The sequence below is a fragment of the Paracidovorax sp. MALMAid1276 genome (genome assembly GCF_049198005.1).
Lineage (GTDB): Bacteria > Pseudomonadota > Gammaproteobacteria > Burkholderiales > Burkholderiaceae_C > Acidovorax.
Genome location: NZ_JBMIRS010000170.1, coordinates 1 through 20,626, shown reverse-complemented (window position 1 = coordinate 20,626; position 20,626 = coordinate 1). Strand labels below are relative to the sequence as shown.

The following is a 20,626-nucleotide window of genomic DNA, read 5'->3' as shown; positions in this document are numbered from 1 at the left end:
CGGTCTACCCAGACCACCCCCGCGCCAGTGCTAGCTTTGCGTACCGTCACTTATTGCACTGAAAACGAGGAGACCCCGTAGCGGTCGGTATATCTCGATCAACTCGTCGCCGTGCACGATTTTCGAGAAGTCGATGCCGGTGGCTGGATCGTTCATCCAGGAGCCCGGGAAGCCGAGCACCACCGCCATCGTGGGCGTAGCCAGCGGCAGGCCCGGCAGCACGTCGTCCACGAACTGGAGTTGATTTGCGTCGGTCGGATCGCTTCCCAGGCCGAGCGCGAGCGCATAGCGCATCGTGTCGTCCACGGTGTAGGTGTGCTCGACGACAGGGAATCGCCAATCGCGCAGCGTGGGTAGTCGATCATGGGTCGGAACTCCGATGAAAAATGATGAGGTCCATGCCGGCCAGGTGCTCGGCGTGTGCTGACACCCGGTCGCCGATGGCCAAGCCGGGCGTGCCGTGGGCCATGACCCGCGTGCCCTCGTCGAGGTCGACCAGCAGGAGGGTGTAGGGCGCCAGTGCGCGAAACGAATCGGAGGGCGCGCGGGTGACGACGGTCACCGACATCTCGGAGTTCGACATTCCGGCAGGCAAGGTGTATCGGTCGCCTGTGATCGACTGCTTCGATGGCAAGGTGGTCAGTCGGACGATCGGCATGCGCCCGGACGCGCAGCTCGTGAACACGATGCTGGATGCCGCTATCGAGACGATCGACATCAGCAGCAACCGGCCTGTTGTGCATTCGGATCGCGGTGCCCACTATCGATGGCCGGGATGGCTGGCACGTATCGCGGATGCCGAGCTGACGCGTTCGATGTCCCGCAAAGGCTGTTCGCCCGACAATGCGGCCTGCGAGGGCTTCTTCGGTCGATTGAAGACCGAATGGTTCTATCCTGGCAACTGGCAATCAACGACCGTTAACCAGTTCACCCAGGCCTTGGACTCCTACAGCCACTGGTACAACGAGAAGCGGATCAAGATGTCCTTGGGCGCGCGCAGCCCTCTTGACTACCGACGAAGCTTGGGGCTCATGGCATAAACAGTCCAAGTTTTTAGCCGTATCCCCACTGGCTCACTTTCCGGTCGGCGTCAACAACTCAGGCCTATCACAAGATCTCGACCAGTCTCGGCACAGCAGTGAACAGGTCGCCCACGAGGCCGTAGTCGGCCACGCTGAAGATCGGGGCTTCTTCGTCCTTGTTGAGCGCGACGATGACCTTCGAGTCCTTCATGCCGGCCAAGTGCTGGATGGCGCCCGAGATGCCTGCGGCGATGTACAGCTGCGGTGCAACGATCTTGCCGGTCTGGCCCACTTGCCAGTCGTTCGGGGCGTAGCCTGCGTCCACTGCTGCGCGGCTGGCGCCGAGGCCTGCGTTGAGCTTGTCGGCCAGCGGCGCCATCACTTCGGTGAACTTCTCTGCGCTGCCCAGGGCACGGCCGCCCGAGACGATGATCTTGGCTGCGGTGAGTTCGGGGCGTTCGCTCTTCGTGACTTCACGGCCGACGAAGCTGCTCTTGCCGCTGTCTGCGACGCCTTCAGCGGTTTCAACGGTAGCGCTGCCACCGGTGGCGGCTGCTGCATCGAAGCCGGTCGTGCGCACGGTGATCACCTTGATGGCGTCGGTGCTCTGCACGGTGGCAATGGCGTTGCCGGCGTAGATCGGGCGCTCGAACGTGTCCGGGCTGTCGACCTTCGTGATGTCGCTGATCTGCGCCACGTCCAGCTTGGCGGCCACGCGCGGTGCGACGTTCTTGCCGTTGGCGGTCGAGGGGAACAGGATGTGGCTGTAGTTCGCTGCGATCGCGAGCACTTGGGCAGCGACGTTCTCGGCGAGGTTCTCAGCCAGCGATGCGCTGTCAGCAGCGATCACCTTGGACACGCCGGCGATCTGCGCAGCGGCCTTGGCAGCTTCTGCGGCGTTGGCACCGGCCACGAGGATGTGGACGTCGCCACCGCAAGCCAGCGCGGCGGTCACGGTGTTGAGGGTGGCCGGCTTGATGCTGGCGTGGTCGTGTTCGGCAATGACGAGTGCGGTCATGTTCGTTTCTTCCTCAGATCACTTTGGCTTCGTTCTTGAGCTTGTCCACCAGGGTGGCGACGTCAGGCACCTTGATGCCGGCGCCACGCTTCGGGGGCTCGCTGACCTTGAGGGTCTTCAGGCGGGGCTTGACGTCCACGCCCAGGTCTTCGGGCTTGAAGGTGTCCAGCTGCTTCTTCTTGGCCTTCATGATGTTGGGCAGCGTCACGTAGCGCGGCTCGTTCAGGCGCAGGTCGGTCGTGATGACCGCGGGCAGCGTGAGCGTCAGGGTTTCCATGCCGCCGTCGACTTCGCGTGCGACGGTGACCTTGTCGGCCGCGAGCTCGACCTTCGAGGCGAAGGTGGCTTGGGGCAGGTCGGCCAGGGCAGCCAGCATCTGGCCCGTCTGGTTGGCGTCGTCATCGATGGCTTGCTTGCCCAGGATGATCAACTGGGGCTGTTCCTTGTCGACCAGCGCCTTGAGCAGCTTGGCCACAGCCAGGGGCTGCAGCTCTTCGGTGGTCTCGACCAGGATGCCGCGATCAGCACCGATGGCCATCGCGGTGCGCAGGGTTTCCTGGCACTTGGCGTCACCGCACGAGACGGCGATGACTTCGGTCACGATGCCCTTTTCCTTCAGCCGCACCGCTTCTTCGACAGCGATCTCGTCGAAGGGGTTCATGCTCATCTTGACGTTGGCAATGTCCACGCCGGTGCCATCGCTCTTGACGCGGACTTTGACGTTGTAGTCCACCACGCGCTTAACGGGTACGAGGATTTTCATTTCGGCTCCTGTGATTGAAAAAGTGCTTAACGCGCCGACCCTCGAGAAAACCCCGGAAAACGTGCAGCCCTGCGCTCGCGCCGCGCCGCAGCGCCTTCCGCAGCATCCGTACTGCAAGCCACGTCCTGCGCCAGCATTTGCGTGCAGGCCATGGCCTCCACGGGGCTGCGCGCCAGCGTCTCCTGCGCCAGGCGCTTGAGAAAGCGCATGACCGTAGGCGATGAGTCCGCCATGTCGTGCGCCATCTCCATGGCCACCGTCATTTCCTCGCCGGGCGCGCACAGGCGGTTGACGAAGCCCACTTCATAGGCGCGCTGCGCCGATACGGGACGGCCAAGCAGCATTAGCTCCATGGCGATCTTGTGCGGCATGCGCGGGATGATCGACGCCACCAAGCCCGCCGCGTTGCCCATCCGCGCCTCGGGGTAGACAAAGGTGCTGCGATCGGTCGCGATGCAAAGATCGCAGAAGGTGAGCAGCGACACCCCCGCCGCGATGACGGGGCCGTCCACCACGGCGATGACCGGCTTGCCCACCGGCACACCGAGCTCGGGAATGGCGCGCCAGAACTGGGCCGGCACGGCATTCATGTCGAGCCCAGCCGTGAACACCGGCCCCCTGGCGCGCAATACCGCCACGCAGTCGTGGGATGCCGCGAAATCTCGCCATGCCCTCTCCAGGGCCTGCACTGCGGCTTCGTCCAGCGCATTGCGCTTGGCCGCGCGGTCCAGCGTGATGACGCGCACCCGCCCGATGGAGCGCACGTCGATCCGATGGGCGAGCTGCGTCATCCTGCGTACTCCGCGCGCGTGGCCGCCGCTTGCCGTCGCTGCGCCATCGCATACGCAACCTCGACATGCAGCAGCAGTGGATAGCCCATGCCAATGACCAACCACTGCATCGCCGCGAGTATGGCCTGCCTCCATTCGGAATGCATCATGCCGCTTCCTGTTTCGGGGCCTGCGCTACGGCACTAATGACACCCCTGGATTGCAGCTCCTCGATACCCAGGGCGTCGAGCCCGAGCACCTGCTCCAGCACTTCCCGCGTGTGGTGGCCCAGGGCACTGGGCGCGCGCTTGTATTGCACGGGCGTGGCGCTGAACTTGATTGGGTTAGCGATGCCGCGCACATAGCCTTCGCCGTTGTCGCTGCCGATGTCGACCGCCAGCTGGCGATGAATGACCTGGGGGTGCTGAAATGTTTCGCGGTAGCTGTTGATGCGGCCGTTGGGCACGCCGCGTTCCGAAAACTCCTTGAGCCAGTGCTCGCACGGAAGCTTTGCCATGATGGCCTGCACACGCGGCAGCAGGGCTTCGCGGTTCTGGATACGGCCGGACATGCGGGCATAGGCGGGGTCCGCCTCCAGTTCCTGACTGCCCAGGGCCTGGCAAAAGCGCCGCCATTGCTCATCGTTGCCCACGGCGATCACGATCTTTCCGTCAGAGGTGTCGAAAACCTGATATGGAACCAACGTCGGATGTGCATTGCCCCAGCGGCGGGGGTCCAGGCCGTTGACGAGGTGGAATGCCCCCTGGTTGGAGGCCAGCGCCGTCACGCAATCGAGCAACGCCATATCGATATATTGCCCGTCGCCCGTCGCGTTGCGGTGGTTCAGCGCCGCGAGGATGGCGATGCTTGCATACAGCCCGGTGGTCAGATCGGCCATTGCGATGCCCACCTTCTGTGGCCCGCCGCCCGGTAGATCGTCACGCTCGCCGGTGATGCTCATCAGGCCACCTTCGGCCTGGAAGACGAAGTCATAGCCGGGGCGGTCGGCATAGGGACCCGTCTGGCCATAGCCGGTGATAGAGCAGTACACAATGGCGGGATTGACGGCGCGGATGCTCTCGTAGTCGAGCCCGTAGCGCGCCAGATCGCCGACCTTGAAGTTCTCGACGAACACGTCGCACTGCACGGCCAGAGCACGGATAAGGTCCGCGCCTTCGGGGCTGGCAATATCCACGCCCACCGAGCGTTTGTTGCGATTAGCGGAGGCGAAGTAAGTCGCGTCGCGGGTTTCGCGCCCGTCTGTCGTGCGAAAGTACGGCGGCCCCCAATGTCGGGTGTCGTCGCCACGCGCCGGGTGTTCTATCTTGATGACATCGGCGCCCATGTCGGCCAGCGTCTGCGTGCACCAGGGCCCGGCCAGCACGCGCGTCAAGTCCAGTACCCGGATGTTTCCCAAGGCTTGCGGTTTCATTGGTTCGGCTCCTACCTTTCAGTTCCCATTGGGCAGGTTGATCTGGATGGACTTGACTTGAAGGAACTCCTCCACACCGAAGAGGCCGCCCTCGCGGCCGACCCCGCTTTGCTTGTAGCCGCCGAAAGGAGCCAGCGCATTGAAGCGCGCGCCGTTGATGTCTACCTGCCCAGCCTGGATGCGGCGTGCCACGGCCATGGCCTGCTGTTCCTCGCCCCAGACTGCGGCGGCCAGTCCATAGGCCGTGGCGTTGGCAAGGCGCACGGCATCGTCTACGTCCGAATAGGTGAGGATGCTCAGCACCGGCCCGAAGATCTCCTGGCGCGCCAGCGCGTTGTCTTCGTCGACCGCGTATGCCTGGGGCGCGACAAAAAAGCCTTGTTCCGGCACGGCGCTGGCCTCGGCAACGGGCCGGGCGCCCTGCCGCTCGCCTTGCTGCAGCAGCGCCTGGACGCTGGCTTGCTGGCGCTGCGAAATCAGCGGCCCGATACGGCTGCCTTCGGACAGGCTGCTGCCCACTGTCAGCTTGGCGATTTCCTGCGCCGCCAACGCACAGGCTTGCTGCGCCAGATCGGCCGGAACCAGCAGGCGCGTCAACGCGCTGCAGGTCTGGCCATTGTTGAGCATGCAAGCACCCACCGTCGCCTTCACGGCGCGCGCCAGGTCAGCGCCGGGCAGCACCACGCTGGGCGACTTGCCGCCCAGCTCGGTGGCCACTTTCTTGACGGTCTGCGCCGCCAGCGCGGCCACGGCCTTGCCGGCCTGCGTCGAGCCGGTGAAGCTCACCATGTCCACGGCTTCGCTGGCCGCCAGCGGCGCGCCCACGGTGGGGCCCGTGCCGTTCACCACGTTCACGACGCCGTCGGGAAAGCCCGCCTCGTGCAGCGCTTCGCAGATCAGCTGCGTGGTCTGCGGCGTCAGCTCGCTCGGCTTGAGCACCACGGTGTTGCCCGTGAGCAGGGCGGGCGCGAGCTTGAGCACGATCTGGTGCAGCGGAAAGTTCCAGGGCGTGATGCAGGCGACCACGCCGAACGGCTCGCGCACGATGCGCGAGTTGCCCACCGTCGTCTCCCACGCCAGCGACTGCACGACGTCCACGAAATTGCCGATGTTGCGCAGCGGAGACTCCACCTGGACGATCTGCGAAATCTTCAGTGGCGTGCCCACTTCGGCCGCGATCGCACGCACCAGCGCGTCCTTGCGGGCTGCCAGCGCCTGGGCCCATTGCTGGACGACGCGCACACGCTCGGCCAAGGGCGCCGTGCTCCAACCCGCGAAGGCCGCGCGGGCGGCCTGCGCCGCGCGCCGCGCATCGTCCTCGTGCCCCACGCCGACCCTGGCGGCCAGCGCGCCCGTGTTGGGGTCGAACACCTCGACGAATTCCTTGCCCTGCGTGGCGCACCAGGCGCCGGCGATGTATTGGCGGTCGTAGAGATGGGTCATTTCATTGTTCCTCCAGTGCTTGCACGCGATCGGGGCGGCCCGACCATTGCCACGCCAACGAATGGCGCGACACCCCGAGCAGCACGCCATTGAGCGCGCTGGGGTGGATCCACAGGCCGTCGCGCTCCACGGGCGTCTGAGTGCGGCGCGTGTAGCGCTGCCCGTGCTTGTCGAGCCGCGCGATGACGTCGGCCAAATCGTCAGTCTGCACGTAGCACATATACAGCGCATCGCCGCGCTTGGCCGAGAAGCGGCCCATGGCGAACGCCGGGTCGTGCGCCTCGGAAAGCTCGATGCGATCCAGGCGATCCGGGTCGAACATCATCAGCGTGCCCACGTAGCCGAAGCGCTCGAAGGTGATGCCCACGTTGCGCTCGGGCTGCAAGCCCAGGCCGTCCGCGTAGCGCGCGGCCACGTCCTGCCAGGGCGAGTCGAGCACCATCGTCAGCTCGTAGAGAAACTCGATCGGCCCCTCGCCGCGCGCATTCCGCGCGGTGGTGCTGACCACCAGCGGCATGTTGTGCAGATCCGATGGTTCGAGGTACAGGCGACCATCGGCCGCCGTAAACCGCACCTGATGGACCGCCAGATACCGGGTGAAGGCCTCCAGATCCGGCGTGGAGACGCCGCCGTACATCAGCCCCTCGCCCCATTGCTCCAGGTGCTTTTGCACGACGCCCTCGCCGCGCGGCTCGCACAGCTCGACCTGCGTGGCGCCCAGCTGCATGCGGCGCACGCGGGCGTTCAGCCACGGGCTGTCGAAATCTTCGACCCTGCGTGCGGCGAGGATGTTGGCGTAGTTGCTTTCCGCGGCGTCCAGCGAACGCACGGCAACCAGGATGCGGTCTACGTAATCAAGCATGAGGCAGACTTTCTGAAAAGGCAAAAAAAGATTCCCACGCGCGTGGGGCTCAGTCGATCTGGATACCGAGTTCCTTGATCAGGGAACCCCAGCGCCGGTCTTCGCGCGCAATGAAGTCGGCGTATTCCTGGGGTGTGCTGGGGGTGATGTCGATGTTCTGCGCTTTGAAATACTCGACGAAATCGGGTTTCGCCTGCACCTTGCGCAGGGTAGCATTCAGTTGGTGGACGATGGAGCTGGGCGTGCCTTTGGGCAGATGTAGTCCGAACCAGGATGCCACCTCGAAATTGGGCAGTCCGCTTTCCACGAACGTGGGCACGTTCGGCAGTGCAGGGGCGCGCTGTGCCTTGGTCACGGCCAGGGGCACGATCCTGCCAGTCTTGATATGCGGCAGTGCCGTGTTGATGCTGTCGAACATGAAATCCAGATTGCCGCCTAACAGGTCCGTCATTGCCGGAGCGCTGCCCTTGTAGGGCACATGGGTGACTTGGATGCCCGCCTGTTGTGCGAACAGCGCCGCGGATAGGTGCGACGATGAGCCCGTGCCGAACGATCCGTAGTTCAACTGTCCCGGCTTGCGTTTGGCTTCTTCGATGAGCCTAGAGACGTTGGAGTAGCTCCGAGCTTTGTCCGCGTTCACTACCAGCACGTTGGCGCCATCGGCCACTTTGCCCACGGCGATGAGATCCTCTGGCGCATAGGGCATCTTCTGAAGTAGGAACCGGTTGACGCTGACCTGCCCGATCGCCCCGAACATGACCGTGTAGCCATCGGGCCGGGCCTTGGCTACGTAGTTCGCGGCGATGGAGCCATTCGCGCCCGCGCGGTTGTCCACGATCACCGGCACCTTCAGATCCGCCTGCATCTCTGCGGCGAGCTTGCGGGCGATCACGTCGTTGATGCCACCCGGTGGATAGCCCAGCACCAGCGTGATGGCCCTGTCGGGCCAGATGGCCTCGCCCTGCGCCTGCACGCCGGGCGAAGTGCCCAGCATGCCCATAGCGAACGACGCCAGGGCCATCTTCCCTAGCCCCCGACGCTGGAGGAAAGTACTGTCAGCATGGATCCGCATACATGTCTCCTTTTTACGGTATGGAATGAAGTCATTCTTGGACAGCAAGGGAAGGCGTGGCGCAGGGCTTTGGACGAATTTGTGCGAACATCGCACGCACTCAGTGAACACGATCCAGCGATGGCAGACTCCGCAGCCCTCAACAACATGGAGCACGTAGCGCAACAGCATCGGGGTGATCCCGACTTCATGCTCTCGCTTGCCCGGGGATTGCAGGTGCTGCTCGCGTTCTCGGAAAGAAAGAGCCCGTCGTCCGGCGCGGAGATCGCGCGGCGCACCGGGCTGGACCGCGCGGTCGTTCGCCGCTGCATTCACACGCTGGAATGCCTGGATCTCGTGCGGCGCGAAGGCGGCAAGTTCCGGCTGGACGCGAACGTACTGAACCTGGGCCACGCTTACTTCTCGTCCATCGACCTGGTGCAGCGCGCCCAGCCCCTGTTGGACGAGCTCGGCGATGCGGTGCACACCAACTGCGCGCTGGCCATGCTCAACTGGAGCGACGTGGTCTACCTGGTGCGCTCGCAAAGCCGCCGGCTGATGCAGCGCTCGTTGGGCATGGGTAGCCGTTTGCCGGCGCACTGCACGTCGCTGGGCAGGGTGCTGCTCGCCCACTTGGGCGCGACTGAATTGGACGAATACTTCGCGCAGGCGCCCCGCCCCCGGATCACGCAGCACACCGTGACGGACGAGGACACGCTACGCGGCATTCTCGCCAAGGTGCGCGAAGACGGTTTCGCCGTCGTCAACCAGGAGGTGGAGCTGGATCTGGTGGGAATCGCGGTGCCCGTCAGGATCAAGGGCTTCGCGGCGCAGCTTGCGCTGAGTGTGACCGTCAGCCCGCGCTACACGGCGCCGCACGAGATGCAATCGCGCTATCTGGATCACATGCAGGAAGTCGCCGCACGGCTGAAGGCGCTCTGAAAAATATAGCTTCTCGCGCGCTTCATCAAAGGGTTTCAGATGGTTTTTGTCTGAATACCCAATGAATACAAGCGCCAGAAGCTATCTTTATTGAAGCATCCATCAGGGATTCGCCGCCGCTGGATCCCGCTGCCCGCAGGCAGCCGTCGATGGCATGGGCATCGCTCATGCGCAAGCCCATGCGCGGCCATTTCCTTCAAGAAACCCCACGAACACCTCGGCCTTCCGGCCGCCCGGCACCTCGCCGCACTAGCGGGCGCAGGGGCAGCGCTGCGCCAACCGTGCTTGACAGATCAAGACCGACGGATATGATTATTTTCACTGAATGAAGTATATGTTCATTTAGTGAACATCAATCATCCCTCTGGAGACATATGACGCATCTTGCTTCGCGACGCCTCATGCTCCGCTCGGCTCTTTGCCTGGCGGCGTTTCATCCTCTCGCCGGGCGCACCCAATCCTGGCCAAACGCTCCGATCAAGTGGGTGGTGCCCTATCCGCCGGGCGGCACCACCGACATGCTGGCCCGGGTCATCGCCGTGAAGCTCGGCGAGCGCCTCGGGCAGCCGATCGTGGTCGAGAACAAGCCCGGTGCGGGTGGCAACATCGGCACGGACTACGTGGCGAAACAGCCGGCCAATGGCTACACCCTGCTCATGGGGAACATTGGCCCCATCTCGGTCAACCCCTCGCTGTATGGCAATCTTCCCTACGATCCGATCAAGGATCTGGCGCCGGTGACCCTGCTCCTGGAGGTGCCCAATGTGCTGGTGATCAACCCGGCGCTGCCGGTCAAATCGGTGCAGGAACTGATTGCCTATAGTTCCCGCCAGGACGGGGCCCTGAGCTATGCGACGCCGGGTGCCGGCACGTCGCTGCATCTGGCCGGGGAACTGTTCGCGGCGAAGGCCAAGATGCGCTTGTCCCACGTCGCATACAAAGGCAGCGCGCCGGGTCTCAGCGACACCATGGCCGGCCACGTGCCCATGATGTTCGACAACCTGCCTTCCGCTCTCCAACTCATCAAGACGGGCAAGTTGCGCGCGCTGGCCGTCACCAGTTCCACGCGTTCGCCCATGCTTCCCGAGGTTCCGACCATGGTGGAGGCGGGGCTGCCCGACTATGCGATCACGGGATGGTTCGGCGCCATGCTGCGCTCCGGCACGCCCAAGCCCATCATCGAAAGATTCCACAGCGAACTGAGCGCCATCCTCGCCATGCCGGAAATATCGGCAAAGCTGGAGGAGATGGGCGGCATCGTCTCTGGCGCCGGGCCCGAGGCATTCACGCGCTTCATCGCGGCGGAAACGGATAAATGGAGCAAGCTCATCAAGTCCGCCCGCATTTCCATCGGATAGCCGTCCGCGTACGGATCAACCGGAGAATTCAATGATTCAGAGCGAATTTGCAAACGGGGTGCTGGAGTTGCGGATTTCCCGCCCGGAGAAACGCAATGCCCTCAGCCGCGCCATGTATTTCCAGCTGGCGGACGCATTGGACGAGATACAGAAAAACGCGGAATGCAATGCGGTCATCATCCATGGCGAAGGCGGCAATTTCACCGTCGGCGCAGACATAGGGGATTTTCAGGAGAAGCGCGGGGAAGGGGATTCCCCCGCCGTGGTATTCCTGCGCAAGCTGGCCAGCATCGAGATTCCCGTCATCGCCGCCGTTGAGGGCTTTGCCGTGGGCATTGGAACGACCATGCTCCTGCATTGCGACTTTGTCTATGCCGGCCAGGGCGCTAGGTTCCGGATGCCGTTCGTGGAACTCGGACTGTGCCCCGAAGGCGCATCGAGCCATCTGCTGGAACGTGTGGTAGGGCCGAGAAAGGCCCGCGACTGGCTTATGAGCGCCCGCTTCTTCGACTGCGACGAGGCTTTCGCCGCCGGTCTTCTGACTGCCGCCGCGCCCCAGGGGCAGGCCCTCGACATGGCGCGCGCGACGGCGAATAACCTGAGCCGGCTTCCGGGCACATCGCTGCGCGCCACCAAGAGAATGCTGGCGCGGGACGACAAAGCCGCGGTTCAGGCCGCGCTGGATGACGAGGTGCGCAATTTCGCCGCATTGATCAACAGCGAAGCCACGCAGGCCATCTTCAAGTCATTCCTCAACAAATCGGGGCGGCGTTGAAACCCGGGATTCACCCTGGCCGATTCGTGAAAACAACCACCATGATTGGAATTTAAGCAATGGATCTCGAATACACCGCACAAGAGGAAAAATTCCGCGAGGAAGTCCGGCTGTGGATCCGGGAAAACCTGCCGGCCTCGACGGCCGAGAAGGTGCACAACGGATGGCGCCTTTCCCGGGAGGAAATGCAAGGCTGGCACAAGATCCTTGGCAAGAAGGGTTGGCTGACCTACCGCTGGCCCGAGGAGTTTGGCGGCCCGGGCTGGAGCATCATCGAGCGCCACCTGTTCGAAGAGGAATGCGCCCTGGCAGGCGCGCCCCGCCTGATTCCCTACGGCCCGGTCATGGTGGCTCCCGTGATCATGACTTTCGGCAACCGAGCGCAGCAGGACCGGTTTCTGCCGGGAATTGCCTCGGGCGAGGTGTGGTGGAGCCAGGGATACAGCGAGCCGGGCTCCGGTTCGGATCTCGCGTCGCTGAAAACCAAGGCCGAGCGCAAGGGCGACGTTTACGTCGTCAATGGACAAAAAATCTGGACCACTCTGGCCCAGTACGGCGACTGGATTTTCTGTCTGGTTCGCACGAAATTCGATGGCAAGCCGCAAAGTGGCATCAGCTTCCTGCTCATCGACATGAAATCGCCTGGGGTGACCGTGCGCCCCATCCAATTGCTGGATGGCGACTACGAGGTCAATGAGGTCTGGTTCGACAATGTCGAAGTCCCGGTGGAAAACCTGGTCGGCGAGGAAAACAGCGGCTGGACCTATGCCAAGCATCTGCTTGCGCATGAGCGTTCGAACATTGCCGAGGTGGCCAGGGCAAAGCGCGAACTGGGGCGGCTCAAGCGCATCGCAAGACAGCAGAATCTTCTGGCCGATATCCGGTTCCGCGATGAAATCGCGAAACTGGAGGTGGACATACAGGCGCTGGAAATCCTGGTGCTACGCGTCCTCTCCGCGGAAAGATCCGGCAAGAAGGCGCTGGACATCGCCGGCCTGCTCAAGATCCGGGGCAGTGAAATCCAGCAAAGGTACAGCGAACTCATGATGCTGGCAGCAGGCCCTTCTTCTCTGCCCTTCATCGAGGAAGCGCTGGATATCGATTGGGCTGGGAGCTATCCCGATGGCGACCGCACCCATGCGCCGCTGGCCAGAACGTACTTCAACCTGCGCAAGACGACCATCTACGGCGGATCCAACGAAATTCAACGCAACATCATCGCCCAGGCCTTGCTGGGTTAGGAACAGTCATGGACTTTGATTTCTCATCCGAACAGGATCAATTGCGCGAGGCCGTCGGCACCTGGGTGCGGCGCAGCTATACGTTCGAGCGGCGGCGGCAGATCGAAAAATCGAGCGGCTTCTCCAAAGAGGCCTATGCCGAACTGACGGCGCTCGGACTTCCCGCGCTTCTTTTGGGAGAAGAAGACGGAGGGCTAGGGTTGGGGCCGGTCGAGATGATGGTCGTGATGGAGGAACTGGGGCGCGGCATCGTGCTGGAGCCCTTGATGCAGGCATTCCTGGCCAGTTGGATACTGGCCCGATCCAGGGCGCAGGAGGCGCCTGCCTGGCGGGAAAGCGTCGCATCAGGCGCCAGCCTCGTCGCTCTGGCCTACCAGGAACCTGGCGCGAGATACGAGCTTTCCGCCTGCACGACCACCGCCACGCCTGGCGAGGCAGGATCGCATTGGTCTTTGCAGGGGCAGAAGTCCCTGGTGGCAGCGGGGGACGAAGCGGATGCCTTCATCGTCCCCGCCACCACGGCGCAAGGCCTGGCGCTTTTCTGGGTCGATCGGAACGACCCCGGTGTTGCCTTGGGCAGCTACAGGACGCTGGATGGCGCCCGCGTCGCCCATCTTTCGCTGAATGGCGCCAAGGCGCACCTCATTACCCAGGAGGGGGATGCGACGCTGCAGGCCACCGTGGATCTGGGGATAGCGTGCACGTGCGCGGAAGGCGTCGGCGTGATGGAGGCGATGCTCGCCGAAGTCCTGGAATACCTCAACGTGCGCAAGCAGTTCGGCGTGCCATTGGCCAGCTTTCAGGCGCTGCGGCACCGGGTGGCCGATATGAAGACGCAGCTCGAACTGGCGCGATCCATGAGCTATCTGGCCACCTTGAAGCTCAACGATGCACCCGCCGAGCGGCATTTGGCAGCTTCGCGCGCCAAGTACCAACTGGGCTGCGCCATGCGCTTCGTTGGCCAGCAGGGGATTCAATTGCATGGCGGCATCGGCATGACGGATGAGTGCGTGGTGAGCCACTATTTCAAGCGCCTGACACAGCTCGAGATGACCTTTGGCGACACCGCCTACCATCTGGGCCAAATGTCCGCTGCCTGCCGGTGAAACGACGGCTCGGGATCGACGAGCGAGCAATGTGTGATAGACCGGGCGGGGAATTGCTGTCGCAAGACCTCAATCCGCGATGCTGAATCAGGTAAGTTGAGGGGCCGTGCAGCCCCCGCAAGGAGGGCGTGCGCCTAACCTCCACGGATGCCAACGCTTGCCTTCCCCGAGCTCGGGGCGCTGGCGTTGTGTGCGATTCCTAGAATCTCTGCTACCCACGACAGCATTTTTCTCTCATGTTGATGAAAACTAATCGGTCTATCCAACGGTGCCTTGCCTTGCTAAGGGCCTTCCGGGGTCACGTGCGTCCATCGCTCTCGGAGCTATGTAAGGAAACAGCTCTTCCCCATGCAACGGTCCTCCGATTCCTCCTCACCCTGGAGGAAGAGGGCTATGTGGCTAGACATGAGAACCAATGGCGATTGACAAGCAAGGTGCTGGAGATTGGTTTTGCAGCTTTGGAGAGTTCAGGAATTTCGGAAACGGTACAAACAACCGTGCAATCCCTGGCCGATGCATGCTCTGGCACCTCAAATATCGGCGAATCCTGCGATAGCGGTGTTCTGATCATTGCACGAGCCCTCGCGCCTGCGGAGCGCAGGCGGCTGCATGTGGCGAATTTGCGCGTTGGGAGCTTACTGCCCGCAGAAAGCGCACTGGCCCAGGCGCTGACCTTGCCTGCGCAGGAGACTTTCGCGATTTTTAAATACCCGAATGGAGTCCAAACCTCGCTGGCAGTTAGAGTGCCCAGTGCGCTGGGGCGTACGCTCGCGCTAGGTGTTTCTGCCGCATCGGAGGAGTTCTTTGACGAATTAGGACTCCAAGAATCCGTCGCGCGTCTGCATGAGGAAGCTCGTCGGATTGGGCAGATTCTCGATATCGGTCCGATATGAGCGCGAATGTGTTGAGATGAATTGACCTTGCCCTTGGAATCCGTACCCTCATAGCCGAGCTCATGAATTGGCTTGCCTCGATTGGTTGGCAAGCCAGTCCTGCTCGAACTGCATCGGGCTGACGTAGGCCAGCGTCGAGTGCAGTCGAGCGCGGTTGGGGTCTCCTCGTTTTCAGTGCAATAAGTGACGGTACGAAAAGCTAGCACTGGCGCGGAGGTGGTGTTGGTAGATCGTTGATTTCATTGACTTTCCTGTTCACTTTCAAATCTGCGATTCGTGGCGTCAAACCGTGGTCGGTTTCATCCATTGGTGCCAGTTATCGATGCATTTGGCCGCGAAGGCAGGATTTGGTCAGCATAGCGGTCAACCGGGAAGCGAAACACACCCCGCAAGTTGATGCTCTCCAGCCTGGTGGGCGCAATCTTCCCGATCAGTTCCGGTGGAATGACCTGGCGGCGGTTCGACCAGCGATCCAGGACCGCCTGCATCTGTGAGGTATTCCACGCCATCACGATGTTGGCCATCAGGCTCAACGCATCGGCCACAGCCTGCATTTCATCGACACGTTTGGCCTGCGCCGGGCTGATCCGGCCGGTATAAATGGCGCGCTTGAGGGCGTTAACAGCCTCGCCCCGATTGAGCACCCGGCGCAACTCGTTCCTGAAAGCGTCCTTGACAAAGTAGTCAGCCAAAAACGCCGTACGCAGCAACCGCCCCAATTGCACGCCAGCCTCATAGATTGGATCGCCCTGGGCGGCAGAACCGAACCGCGCAAGAGCTGCCACCGCACTGGCATGTCCGCTCATGACCGAGGCTGCCAGGTGCACCAGACTATCCCAATGCTTTTCGATCAAAGCGACGTCGACATTGGCTTCGCACACCGCAGCGATTTCTGCGGGCACTTTGGTGCCGCGTGGCACAAAGAGGTGGCGCTGTTTGAGTTCCTTCAACCGCGGGCAAAGATCAAAACCAAGCAAACGGGCATGTGACATGGCAAAGTCGGTGTAGCCATGGGTATCCACAGCAAGCTGGCTGGTCTCCAGCTTTTCTTGGCGGATGACACCTTCAATGGCCACGCCCGCCTGGCGCTCATTGAGCACAAAGGGCTGCGCATGGAAGATGCCCCACCGGTCTTTTACATGGGAGTAGATTCCAATGGAAGGTGTGTTGCGCCGAGGATCAAGCCGGGCTTGCCACACCCGTTTGGTGGTCTCCATGGTCATCATGTCAGAAGATGCCAAATCGGACCGCCCCCAGGTGGCGGCAATCGGGTGTCGCTGCATGAATTCCAGCACAGCCTGGCAGGCCTGGCTCAGACGCCGTTCGTCCCGCGCCCAGCGCATGGCCTGGCGAATGCTGGTGGCAGACAATTGCGGAATCATGCGCGCGCATTCGACCGCAGTCAGACTGGTGCCGTGGGCCATGATGCCGGCATAGACCATCAGCAGCTCGTCGGTAGAGCGCGGCTCACGTCCGAGCATGATCCAGCTAAAGCGCACCTGGGCGTCAACGGCCAGAATCACTTCCGGCAATTGAACCTCACCGATGCGGTGATCCAAAGCCGCGCGCAGCTTGGTCACTTCTGGGTCTTCGTCCTCTGCGGGCAATGGCGACAAATGGAGTTCATCATCCACGCGCAGTACGCCACTGCGGGCTGCAGCGGCCACCGCATCGACACCGGCAGTTACTCTGGCCAGCAAAGGCTTCAAGAAAGTGGCAGCCTTGCTGGGTAACGATAGACGGGCATAGTGTTTCTTGGACTCTGCCTGCCAACGCTCGTCCGTGAAGAACAAGCGCGCACGACCCCGAAAGCTCAGGCTGTGCTCAATCCAGACCGAGCCATTGCGCACCGCGCGGCGCAGGGCAAACAGGGTGGCCACCTCCAACGCCTGAAACGCCCGTTCCCGGTCTGGGCTGGAGATCGAAACCTGCCAGATCATTCCCAGACTTGGTGCCACCACTTCAACTGGCAGCTTTCTGGATCCTTTGAGATATAAAGCTTGCAGCTTGGCAAGGTACTCGATGGCAGGATGCTCGCCGGTGGCCTGCCAGGGCAGCTTTGCAATGGCGACGAGCAACGACCGCACGGGGCGAATTCCATCAATCAATCCCTCGCGGACCAGGGAGGCCCTGCTCGGTGGTTTGCGTTTCTGGGTTTCGGTGATCAAGGCTTCAAGACGGGCACGCAACTCAGCATCTGGCACCGCACCTTGCGCGCTCAAGGCAACAAGTTCGCCGAGCAGCGTTTTGTACATTGCGGCCCAATTGACGGTAGCGGGGACATCGGCGGCAGCCTGACGCCACAGATCGGCGATCCGGCGCTGCACCATAAGGATCAACTGGTCTGTGGTGGTGAACAGGCAATACCGAAGAAAGCATGCGACCTCCACGGTGCGCGCTGGCTCTTTGATCTTGGCTCCGGCTGAGGGCGGCCTGGAGACAAGTCGGCGCGCGTAGCGGCGCAAGATGAGATCGGGGATGTCTGCCAGGTGCTTATGAACGTCCAGCGTGTAAAGCAGGTCGATGCGCTCCAGTACCTCGCTGATTTGGCGGGTTGAGTGTTTCGCCGGTGCAGCCCATAGCCAACTCTGCTGGGTTTGTCCATCTGGGCGCAGCTCTGAAACTGAGGCTCGCCAGCGATCAAGTGTTGCTGGATCAACGCTGGCGGCGATGGCGGTGCCTGTTTCAACTTCAAGCTGGGCAAGTGCCGCCGCAATCAGTGTCCGAATTGCCCGCTCGTGCACGATCACCAGCTTGTTCTTGTACAGCCATTGACGCGCCCGCACGAGTAGCTGATCGCGGTCGGCGCAGCGCGCCACTTCGTCGCGCAGTTCACGTACCAGTGAGCGGCGCTGGTGCTCGCTCATCCACTGGAATCCAAGGACCGTGCAGGCTACTTGTTGGTGATCGAATAGCGTGCGCCCGCGTTCATACATGGCTCTCAGCGAGGCGACTTCTGGTGCTGCAATGCCAAGCTCGTTGCCAAGGTGGCGCCACAAGGCTACTGGAATTACCCGAAAGGCACCGAGCAAACGCCCACTCATGCGCAGGAAACCAATATGGAGCGCCAGACCAAGCTTGTGGGAATCACCTCGGCGTGCATTGATTGCGTCGCGCTCGGCACCATCGAAGGTGAAAAATGCCTTCATCTCGAAGTCGCTGATATCGCGGGGGAGCCCACGCATCCCCAAAAACGTTGTGTGCCAACCCTGCATCGTGAACCTCAAAAGTGGGAGGCCACCATACCCGTTTACAAAGCGAACAGGAAAGTCAATGAAATCAACGGTCTACCCAGACCACCCCCGCGCCAGTGCTAGCTTTGCGTACCGTCACTTATTGCACTGAAAACGAGGAGACCCCTTTTCAGGCCATACGGGCATCTACCGCTCACAAAGGGTGGGACACGCCAAGCACCGCCACGCCCCTGAGGGCATCAAGCTGGGTGAACTGCCCGCTTATCGCAAGGCTGAGCGTGAACGCGCCAACACCGAATCCCGAGAACTCTGAGGCCCTTCCATGCAGAACATGACCGCACTGCGCTTGTATTTCCCCCAGTCAGCCCGCGCCAAGCCCACGCGCTTTTGGCACCACCTGTCCGCCCCCGCGCTCAGTCACCACCTTCTGAAAGCGGCGCGCCAGGCAGGCATTCACCAAGCGATCGTGCACAACGTGCACTCGGGCTATCTGCCTGGCAAAAAGCTCACCCACCACCACATCGAATCCACACCGGCGCACCACCCCCTGTGCATGGAGCTGATCGATGCCGAAGACCGACTGCGGCACTTTGCGAAAGAGCACGCGCAGGAATTGCGCCATGTACATGCCGTGCTGTTCCAGTGCGTGTTGGCTCTCTAACAACCCGGTGGCAAAGCCATGATCCGCTCGCTGTTGGCGATTTCGATGGGCGCTTCGCTGGGGGCGGTGTTGCGCTGGGGCTTGGGGATAGCGTTCAATGCGCTTTTCCCGCTCATTCCACCGGGCACCTGGCTGGCGAACCTGCTGGGTGGGTACCTCATGGGCATCGCGCTTGCATTTTTTGGGCAGCACACGGGCCTGTCGGCGGAGTGGCGGCTGATGATCATCACCGGGTTCCTCGGCGGGCTGACCACATTCTCGACGTTCTCCGCAGAAGTCACCGCACTGATTCAGCAAAGCCGTTGGTTGTGGGCTGGTGCTGCCGTATCTGCCCACGTGCTGGGCTCGCTGGCCATGACCTTGCTGGGCCTGGCCACCATTGCCACTTTCCAACCACTTGCCTAGGAGCACTGCATGCAAGGCTATCAACTGACATTCTTTACCCAGCAGGACCGCAGGCACGGTTGGAAGCCGCTGGCCGAATGGCTTGTGGAGACCGCGCGCGACATGGGCATCAACGGGGCCACGCTAATTGCCGCCAGCGAGGGCGTGGGCCACGACGGCCGCGTGCATTCGGCCCACTTCTTCGATCTGGCGGACCAGCCCGTCGAAGTCACGATGGCCGTGAGTACGGCAGACGCCGAGCGCTACTTCCAGCGCCTGCGCGAAGAAAAAATCAACGTGTTTTATGTCAAGACGCCGATTGAGTTCGGCATGACCGGAACGCAATAGGAGACTCGCATGACAAGTTCCACAGGCTGGTTTTATTGGGCAGCGTTGTCTGCCGTATTCGCTGCGCTCACCGCGATCTTTGCCAAGATAGGTATTCAAGGGGTGGACTCGGACCTGGCCACGCTCATCCGCACAGCCATCATCATCGTCGTGCTGTCGGCATTCGTGATGCTGACGGGCAAGTGGGCTAACCCCATGAACCTGTCCCCGAAGACCTGGCTCTTCCTTGGATTGTCGGGTTTGGCCACTGGTGCATCCTGGGTGTGCTACTTCCGGGCCCTCAAGATCGGCGATGCATCCAAGGTCGCACCAGTGGACAAATTCAGCTTGGTTCTTGTCGCGCTTTTTGCTGTCATGTTTCTGGGGGAGCGCCCGTCGCTGCGGGAATGGTCGGGAATTGCATTGGTTGCCACAGGTGTCCTTGTGCTGGCGTTCAAGCGTTGATAGACAGCTTGAAACCTGCTTGTTCTTTTCAGGAGACTGCCTTGACCAATTCACTGGACCTACTGCTCAAGTCACCTGGAACTACGCAATCAGACCACCCTAACTTGTGGGCTTTTGTGGTCTGGTCGTGGCGTGAATCATCTTCCGAGTGCACATAAATGCTTGTGGTAGAAATATTTGTGTGCCCCAAGTTGTCGCGCACAGCCTTGATATCCATGTTGTCGCTCTGATGGGTGCCCGCCGTATGCCTCATCCAGTGGGCGGAGGCCTTCTCCACATGAGCGGCAGCGGCCTCATGGTCAGGACCTAGCGCGCGCAGGCGGGCTGCGGTTTCACGGAAGATAGTCTTGACTAACTCATGCACCGCACTGCGTCCCATAGGTTTAGACCCACCAATCAACGGCAGGAGCAGTGGGGCGGAATCGCCCTCACGAGGTAGAGGTCCCAGGTCATTCGACTTTCGGTAGCGCATCAGCTCTGAGACCAACTCGTCTGTCGCGGGGATCACTCTGGTTTTTTCCCCCTTGCCACAAATCTCCAGCCACCAGCGTTCCCGTCCGTCAGTTCCCCGGCGCCAGTAAAAATCGCCCATCGAGTTGTTGCAGACCTCCGAAATCCGCAGGCCACCGATGTAGAGGAGTGAGAAGAGCCATCGGTATCGAGCCGCTTGGAGAGCGAGGCGAGGCGTGCCCGTGGGAAGGGACTCAATCGTTGCGCGTACTTGCGCCCAGTGCTCATGGGGCAGGAACCTGCTGGTCTTGGCTGGTCGCGCCAGAGATTTTCGGCGGCGCAGAGCTAAGGATTTATCCGTAAATAATATTAACGGGCAGACTGATCTTCCGCAAGGCGATGATGGCAGCGGCCAGGTGGTTGAGAGCGAGAAAGGTGTGCTCCAGCTTTTCGTATCGCACGAGCAGCT

General features: G+C 61.9%; 23 protein-coding genes and 2 pseudogenes. 11 read left to right on the top strand and 14 right to left on the bottom strand.

Annotation, left to right across the window (positions count from 1 at the left end):
* Positions 1-30: 30 nt before the first annotated feature.
* Complete coding sequence (locus ACOQFS_RS11680; RefSeq protein ID WP_338500216.1) at positions 31-306, bottom strand: hypothetical protein; 276 nt, start codon at positions 304-306, stop codon at positions 31-33.
* 55 nt (positions 307-361) lie between these two features.
* Positions 362-568 carry an OB-fold domain-containing protein gene (locus ACOQFS_RS11675; protein WP_338500214.1) on the bottom strand — a complete coding sequence of 69 codons (207 nt, stop codon included), beginning with the start codon at positions 566-568 and terminating at the stop codon, positions 362-364.
* Here ACOQFS_RS11675 and ACOQFS_RS11670 point away from each other — a divergent pair.
* Positions 558-1,040: pseudogene (locus ACOQFS_RS11670) on the top strand (IS3 family transposase); the annotation flags it as partial. The gene ACOQFS_RS11675 and the pseudogene ACOQFS_RS11670 overlap by 11 nt on opposite strands.
* Positions 1,041-1,107: 67 nt before the next feature.
* On the opposite strand, the gene ACOQFS_RS11665 reads toward ACOQFS_RS11670, so the two are convergent.
* The 8 genes from ACOQFS_RS11665 to ACOQFS_RS11630 are packed head-to-tail and all read right to left on the bottom strand — an operon-like array spanning position 1,108 to position 8,382.
* Positions 1,108-2,040: an electron transfer flavoprotein subunit alpha/FixB family protein gene (locus ACOQFS_RS11665; RefSeq protein WP_338500212.1), complete on the bottom strand. Its 933-nt coding sequence runs from the start codon at positions 2,038-2,040 to the stop codon at positions 1,108-1,110.
* Between the two features lie 13 nt (positions 2,041-2,053).
* Positions 2,054-2,803, bottom strand: coding sequence for an electron transfer flavoprotein subunit beta/FixA family protein (locus tag ACOQFS_RS11660; protein WP_338500210.1), 750 nt, complete (start codon positions 2,801-2,803; stop codon positions 2,054-2,056).
* Between the two features lie 26 nt (positions 2,804-2,829).
* Positions 2,830-3,594, bottom strand: a complete 765-nt coding sequence (locus ACOQFS_RS11655) for an enoyl-CoA hydratase/isomerase family protein (protein ID WP_338500209.1) — start codon at positions 3,592-3,594, stop codon at positions 2,830-2,832.
* Positions 3,591-3,743, bottom strand: coding sequence for a hypothetical protein (locus tag ACOQFS_RS11650; RefSeq protein ID WP_338500207.1), 153 nt, complete (start codon positions 3,741-3,743; stop codon positions 3,591-3,593). Before ACOQFS_RS11650 ends, ACOQFS_RS11655 begins: the two co-directional genes overlap by 4 nt.
* Positions 3,740-5,005, bottom strand: a complete 1,266-nt coding sequence (locus ACOQFS_RS11645; RefSeq protein WP_338500205.1) for a CaiB/BaiF CoA-transferase family protein — start codon at positions 5,003-5,005, stop codon at positions 3,740-3,742. Before ACOQFS_RS11645 ends, ACOQFS_RS11650 begins: the two co-directional genes overlap by 4 nt.
* 18 nt (positions 5,006-5,023) lie before the next feature.
* On the bottom strand, positions 5,024-6,448 hold the full coding sequence (locus ACOQFS_RS11640; protein ID WP_421563031.1) for an aldehyde dehydrogenase family protein: 1,425 nt from the start codon (positions 6,446-6,448) through the stop codon (positions 5,024-5,026).
* A 1-nt stretch (position 6,449) separates the two neighbouring features.
* Complete coding sequence (locus ACOQFS_RS11635; RefSeq protein WP_406624577.1) at positions 6,450-7,310, bottom strand: hypothetical protein; 861 nt, start codon at positions 7,308-7,310, stop codon at positions 6,450-6,452.
* Between the two features lie 49 nt (positions 7,311-7,359).
* A complete protein-coding gene (locus ACOQFS_RS11630) occupies positions 7,360-8,382 on the bottom strand; it encodes a Bug family tripartite tricarboxylate transporter substrate binding protein (protein ID WP_406624578.1) in 1,023 nt (340 codons plus the stop codon).
* A gap of 120 nt (positions 8,383-8,502) precedes the next feature.
* Between ACOQFS_RS11630 and ACOQFS_RS11625 the strand changes: the two genes are divergently transcribed.
* Positions 8,503-9,303, top strand: a complete 801-nt coding sequence (locus ACOQFS_RS11625; RefSeq protein ID WP_406624579.1) for an IclR family transcriptional regulator domain-containing protein — start codon at positions 8,503-8,505, stop codon at positions 9,301-9,303.
* Between the two features lie 25 nt (positions 9,304-9,328).
* On the opposite strand, the gene ACOQFS_RS11620 is transcribed toward ACOQFS_RS11625, so the two are convergent.
* Complete coding sequence (locus tag ACOQFS_RS11620) at positions 9,329-9,484, bottom strand: hypothetical protein (protein WP_421563030.1); 156 nt, start codon at positions 9,482-9,484, stop codon at positions 9,329-9,331.
* A gap of 193 nt (positions 9,485-9,677) precedes the next feature.
* On the opposite strand from ACOQFS_RS11620, the gene ACOQFS_RS11615 reads away from it, so the two are divergent.
* The 5 genes from ACOQFS_RS11615 to ACOQFS_RS11595 all read left to right on the top strand — a co-directional run bounded on the left by ACOQFS_RS11615 (position 9,678) and on the right by ACOQFS_RS11595 (position 14,676).
* Positions 9,678-10,661 carry a Bug family tripartite tricarboxylate transporter substrate binding protein gene (locus ACOQFS_RS11615; protein ID WP_406624581.1) on the top strand — a complete coding sequence of 328 codons (984 nt, stop codon included), beginning with the start codon at positions 9,678-9,680 and terminating at the stop codon, positions 10,659-10,661.
* Between the two features lie 31 nt (positions 10,662-10,692).
* Positions 10,693-11,436, top strand: coding sequence for an enoyl-CoA hydratase/isomerase family protein (locus ACOQFS_RS11610; RefSeq protein WP_421563029.1), 744 nt, complete (start codon positions 10,693-10,695; stop codon positions 11,434-11,436).
* Positions 11,437-11,495: 59 nt separating this feature from the next.
* Positions 11,496-12,677 carry an acyl-CoA dehydrogenase family protein gene (locus ACOQFS_RS11605; RefSeq protein WP_406624583.1) on the top strand — a complete coding sequence of 394 codons (1,182 nt, stop codon included), beginning with the start codon at positions 11,496-11,498 and terminating at the stop codon, positions 12,675-12,677.
* Positions 12,678-12,685: 8 nt separating this feature from the next.
* Complete coding sequence (locus tag ACOQFS_RS11600) at positions 12,686-13,783, top strand: acyl-CoA dehydrogenase family protein (RefSeq protein ID WP_421563028.1); 1,098 nt, start codon at positions 12,686-12,688, stop codon at positions 13,781-13,783.
* Between the two features lie 236 nt (positions 13,784-14,019).
* On the top strand, positions 14,020-14,676 hold the full coding sequence (locus ACOQFS_RS11595) for a helix-turn-helix domain-containing protein (protein ID WP_338500186.1): 657 nt from the start codon (positions 14,020-14,022) through the stop codon (positions 14,674-14,676).
* A gap of 299 nt (positions 14,677-14,975) precedes the next feature.
* Here the strand turns inward: ACOQFS_RS11595 and ACOQFS_RS11590 are convergent, their stop codons facing one another.
* Positions 14,976-17,891 (bottom strand): Tn3-like element IS1071 family transposase, encoded by a 2,916-nt coding sequence (locus ACOQFS_RS11590; protein ID WP_003158660.1) that lies wholly within the window; start codon positions 17,889-17,891, stop codon positions 14,976-14,978.
* Positions 17,892-18,192: 301 nt separating this feature from the next.
* Between ACOQFS_RS11590 and ACOQFS_RS11585 the strand changes: the two genes are divergently transcribed.
* The 4 genes from ACOQFS_RS11585 to ACOQFS_RS11570 are packed head-to-tail and all read left to right on the top strand — an operon-like array spanning position 18,193 to position 19,707.
* A complete protein-coding gene (locus ACOQFS_RS11585) occupies positions 18,193-18,531 on the top strand; it encodes a DUF190 domain-containing protein (protein ID WP_421563027.1) in 339 nt (112 codons plus the stop codon).
* An 18-nt stretch (positions 18,532-18,549) separates the two neighbouring features.
* Positions 18,550-18,936, top strand: a complete 387-nt coding sequence (gene crcB / locus ACOQFS_RS11580) for a fluoride efflux transporter CrcB (protein ID WP_421563026.1) — start codon at positions 18,550-18,552, stop codon at positions 18,934-18,936.
* A 9-nt stretch (positions 18,937-18,945) separates the two neighbouring features.
* Positions 18,946-19,263, top strand: a complete 318-nt coding sequence (locus tag ACOQFS_RS11575; protein WP_421563025.1) for a DUF190 domain-containing protein — start codon at positions 18,946-18,948, stop codon at positions 19,261-19,263.
* Positions 19,264-19,272: 9 nt separating this feature from the next.
* A complete protein-coding gene (locus ACOQFS_RS11570; protein WP_421563024.1) occupies positions 19,273-19,707 on the top strand; it encodes an EamA family transporter in 435 nt (144 codons plus the stop codon).
* Positions 19,708-19,735: 28 nt separating this feature from the next.
* Here ACOQFS_RS11570 and ACOQFS_RS11565 read toward each other — a convergent pair whose 3' ends face one another.
* Both ACOQFS_RS11565 and ACOQFS_RS11560 read right to left on the bottom strand, forming a co-directional pair.
* Complete coding sequence (locus tag ACOQFS_RS11565; protein WP_421563032.1) at positions 19,736-20,416, bottom strand: tyrosine-type recombinase/integrase; 681 nt, start codon at positions 20,414-20,416, stop codon at positions 19,736-19,738.
* 94 nt (positions 20,417-20,510) lie between these two features.
* Positions 20,511-20,626: pseudogene (locus ACOQFS_RS11560) on the bottom strand (IS5/IS1182 family transposase); the annotation flags it as partial.

Excerpts from the sequence above, each read along its gene's own strand:
- ACOQFS_RS11675 (WP_338500214.1), bottom strand. The coding sequence starts at position 568 with ATGTCGGTGACCGTCGTCACCCGCGCGCCCTCCGATTCGTTTCGCGCA.
- ACOQFS_RS11665 (WP_338500212.1), bottom strand. The coding sequence starts at position 2,040 with ATGACCGCACTCGTCATTGCCGAACACGACCACGCCAGCATCAAGCCG.
- ACOQFS_RS11660 (WP_338500210.1), bottom strand. The coding sequence starts at position 2,803 with ATGAAAATCCTCGTACCCGTTAAGCGCGTGGTGGACTACAACGTCAAA.
- ACOQFS_RS11655 (WP_338500209.1), bottom strand. The coding sequence starts at position 3,594 with ATGACGCAGCTCGCCCATCGGATCGACGTGCGCTCCATCGGGCGGGTG.
- ACOQFS_RS11650 (WP_338500207.1), bottom strand. The coding sequence starts at position 3,743 with ATGATGCATTCCGAATGGAGGCAGGCCATACTCGCGGCGATGCAGTGG.
- ACOQFS_RS11645 (WP_338500205.1), bottom strand. The coding sequence starts at position 5,005 with ATGAAACCGCAAGCCTTGGGAAACATCCGGGTACTGGACTTGACGCGC.
- ACOQFS_RS11640 (WP_421563031.1), bottom strand. The coding sequence starts at position 6,448 with ATGACCCATCTCTACGACCGCCAATACATCGCCGGCGCCTGGTGCGCC.
- ACOQFS_RS11635 (WP_406624577.1), bottom strand. The coding sequence starts at position 7,310 with ATGCTTGATTACGTAGACCGCATCCTGGTTGCCGTGCGTTCGCTGGAC.
- ACOQFS_RS11630 (WP_406624578.1), bottom strand. The coding sequence starts at position 8,382 with ATGCGGATCCATGCTGACAGTACTTTCCTCCAGCGTCGGGGGCTAGGG.
- ACOQFS_RS11625 (WP_406624579.1), top strand. The coding sequence starts at position 8,503 with ATGGCAGACTCCGCAGCCCTCAACAACATGGAGCACGTAGCGCAACAG.
- ACOQFS_RS11620 (WP_421563030.1), bottom strand. The coding sequence starts at position 9,484 with ATGGGCTTGCGCATGAGCGATGCCCATGCCATCGACGGCTGCCTGCGG.
- ACOQFS_RS11615 (WP_406624581.1), top strand. The coding sequence starts at position 9,678 with ATGACGCATCTTGCTTCGCGACGCCTCATGCTCCGCTCGGCTCTTTGC.
- ACOQFS_RS11610 (WP_421563029.1), top strand. The coding sequence starts at position 10,693 with ATGATTCAGAGCGAATTTGCAAACGGGGTGCTGGAGTTGCGGATTTCC.
- ACOQFS_RS11605 (WP_406624583.1), top strand. The coding sequence starts at position 11,496 with ATGGATCTCGAATACACCGCACAAGAGGAAAAATTCCGCGAGGAAGTC.
- ACOQFS_RS11600 (WP_421563028.1), top strand. The coding sequence starts at position 12,686 with ATGGACTTTGATTTCTCATCCGAACAGGATCAATTGCGCGAGGCCGTC.
- ACOQFS_RS11595 (WP_338500186.1), top strand. The coding sequence starts at position 14,020 with ATGTTGATGAAAACTAATCGGTCTATCCAACGGTGCCTTGCCTTGCTA.
- ACOQFS_RS11590 (WP_003158660.1), bottom strand. The coding sequence starts at position 17,891 with ATGCAGGGTTGGCACACAACGTTTTTGGGGATGCGTGGGCTCCCCCGC.
- ACOQFS_RS11585 (WP_421563027.1), top strand. The coding sequence starts at position 18,193 with ATGCAGAACATGACCGCACTGCGCTTGTATTTCCCCCAGTCAGCCCGC.
- crcB (WP_421563026.1), top strand. The coding sequence starts at position 18,550 with ATGATCCGCTCGCTGTTGGCGATTTCGATGGGCGCTTCGCTGGGGGCG.
- ACOQFS_RS11575 (WP_421563025.1), top strand. The coding sequence starts at position 18,946 with ATGCAAGGCTATCAACTGACATTCTTTACCCAGCAGGACCGCAGGCAC.
- ACOQFS_RS11570 (WP_421563024.1), top strand. The coding sequence starts at position 19,273 with ATGACAAGTTCCACAGGCTGGTTTTATTGGGCAGCGTTGTCTGCCGTA.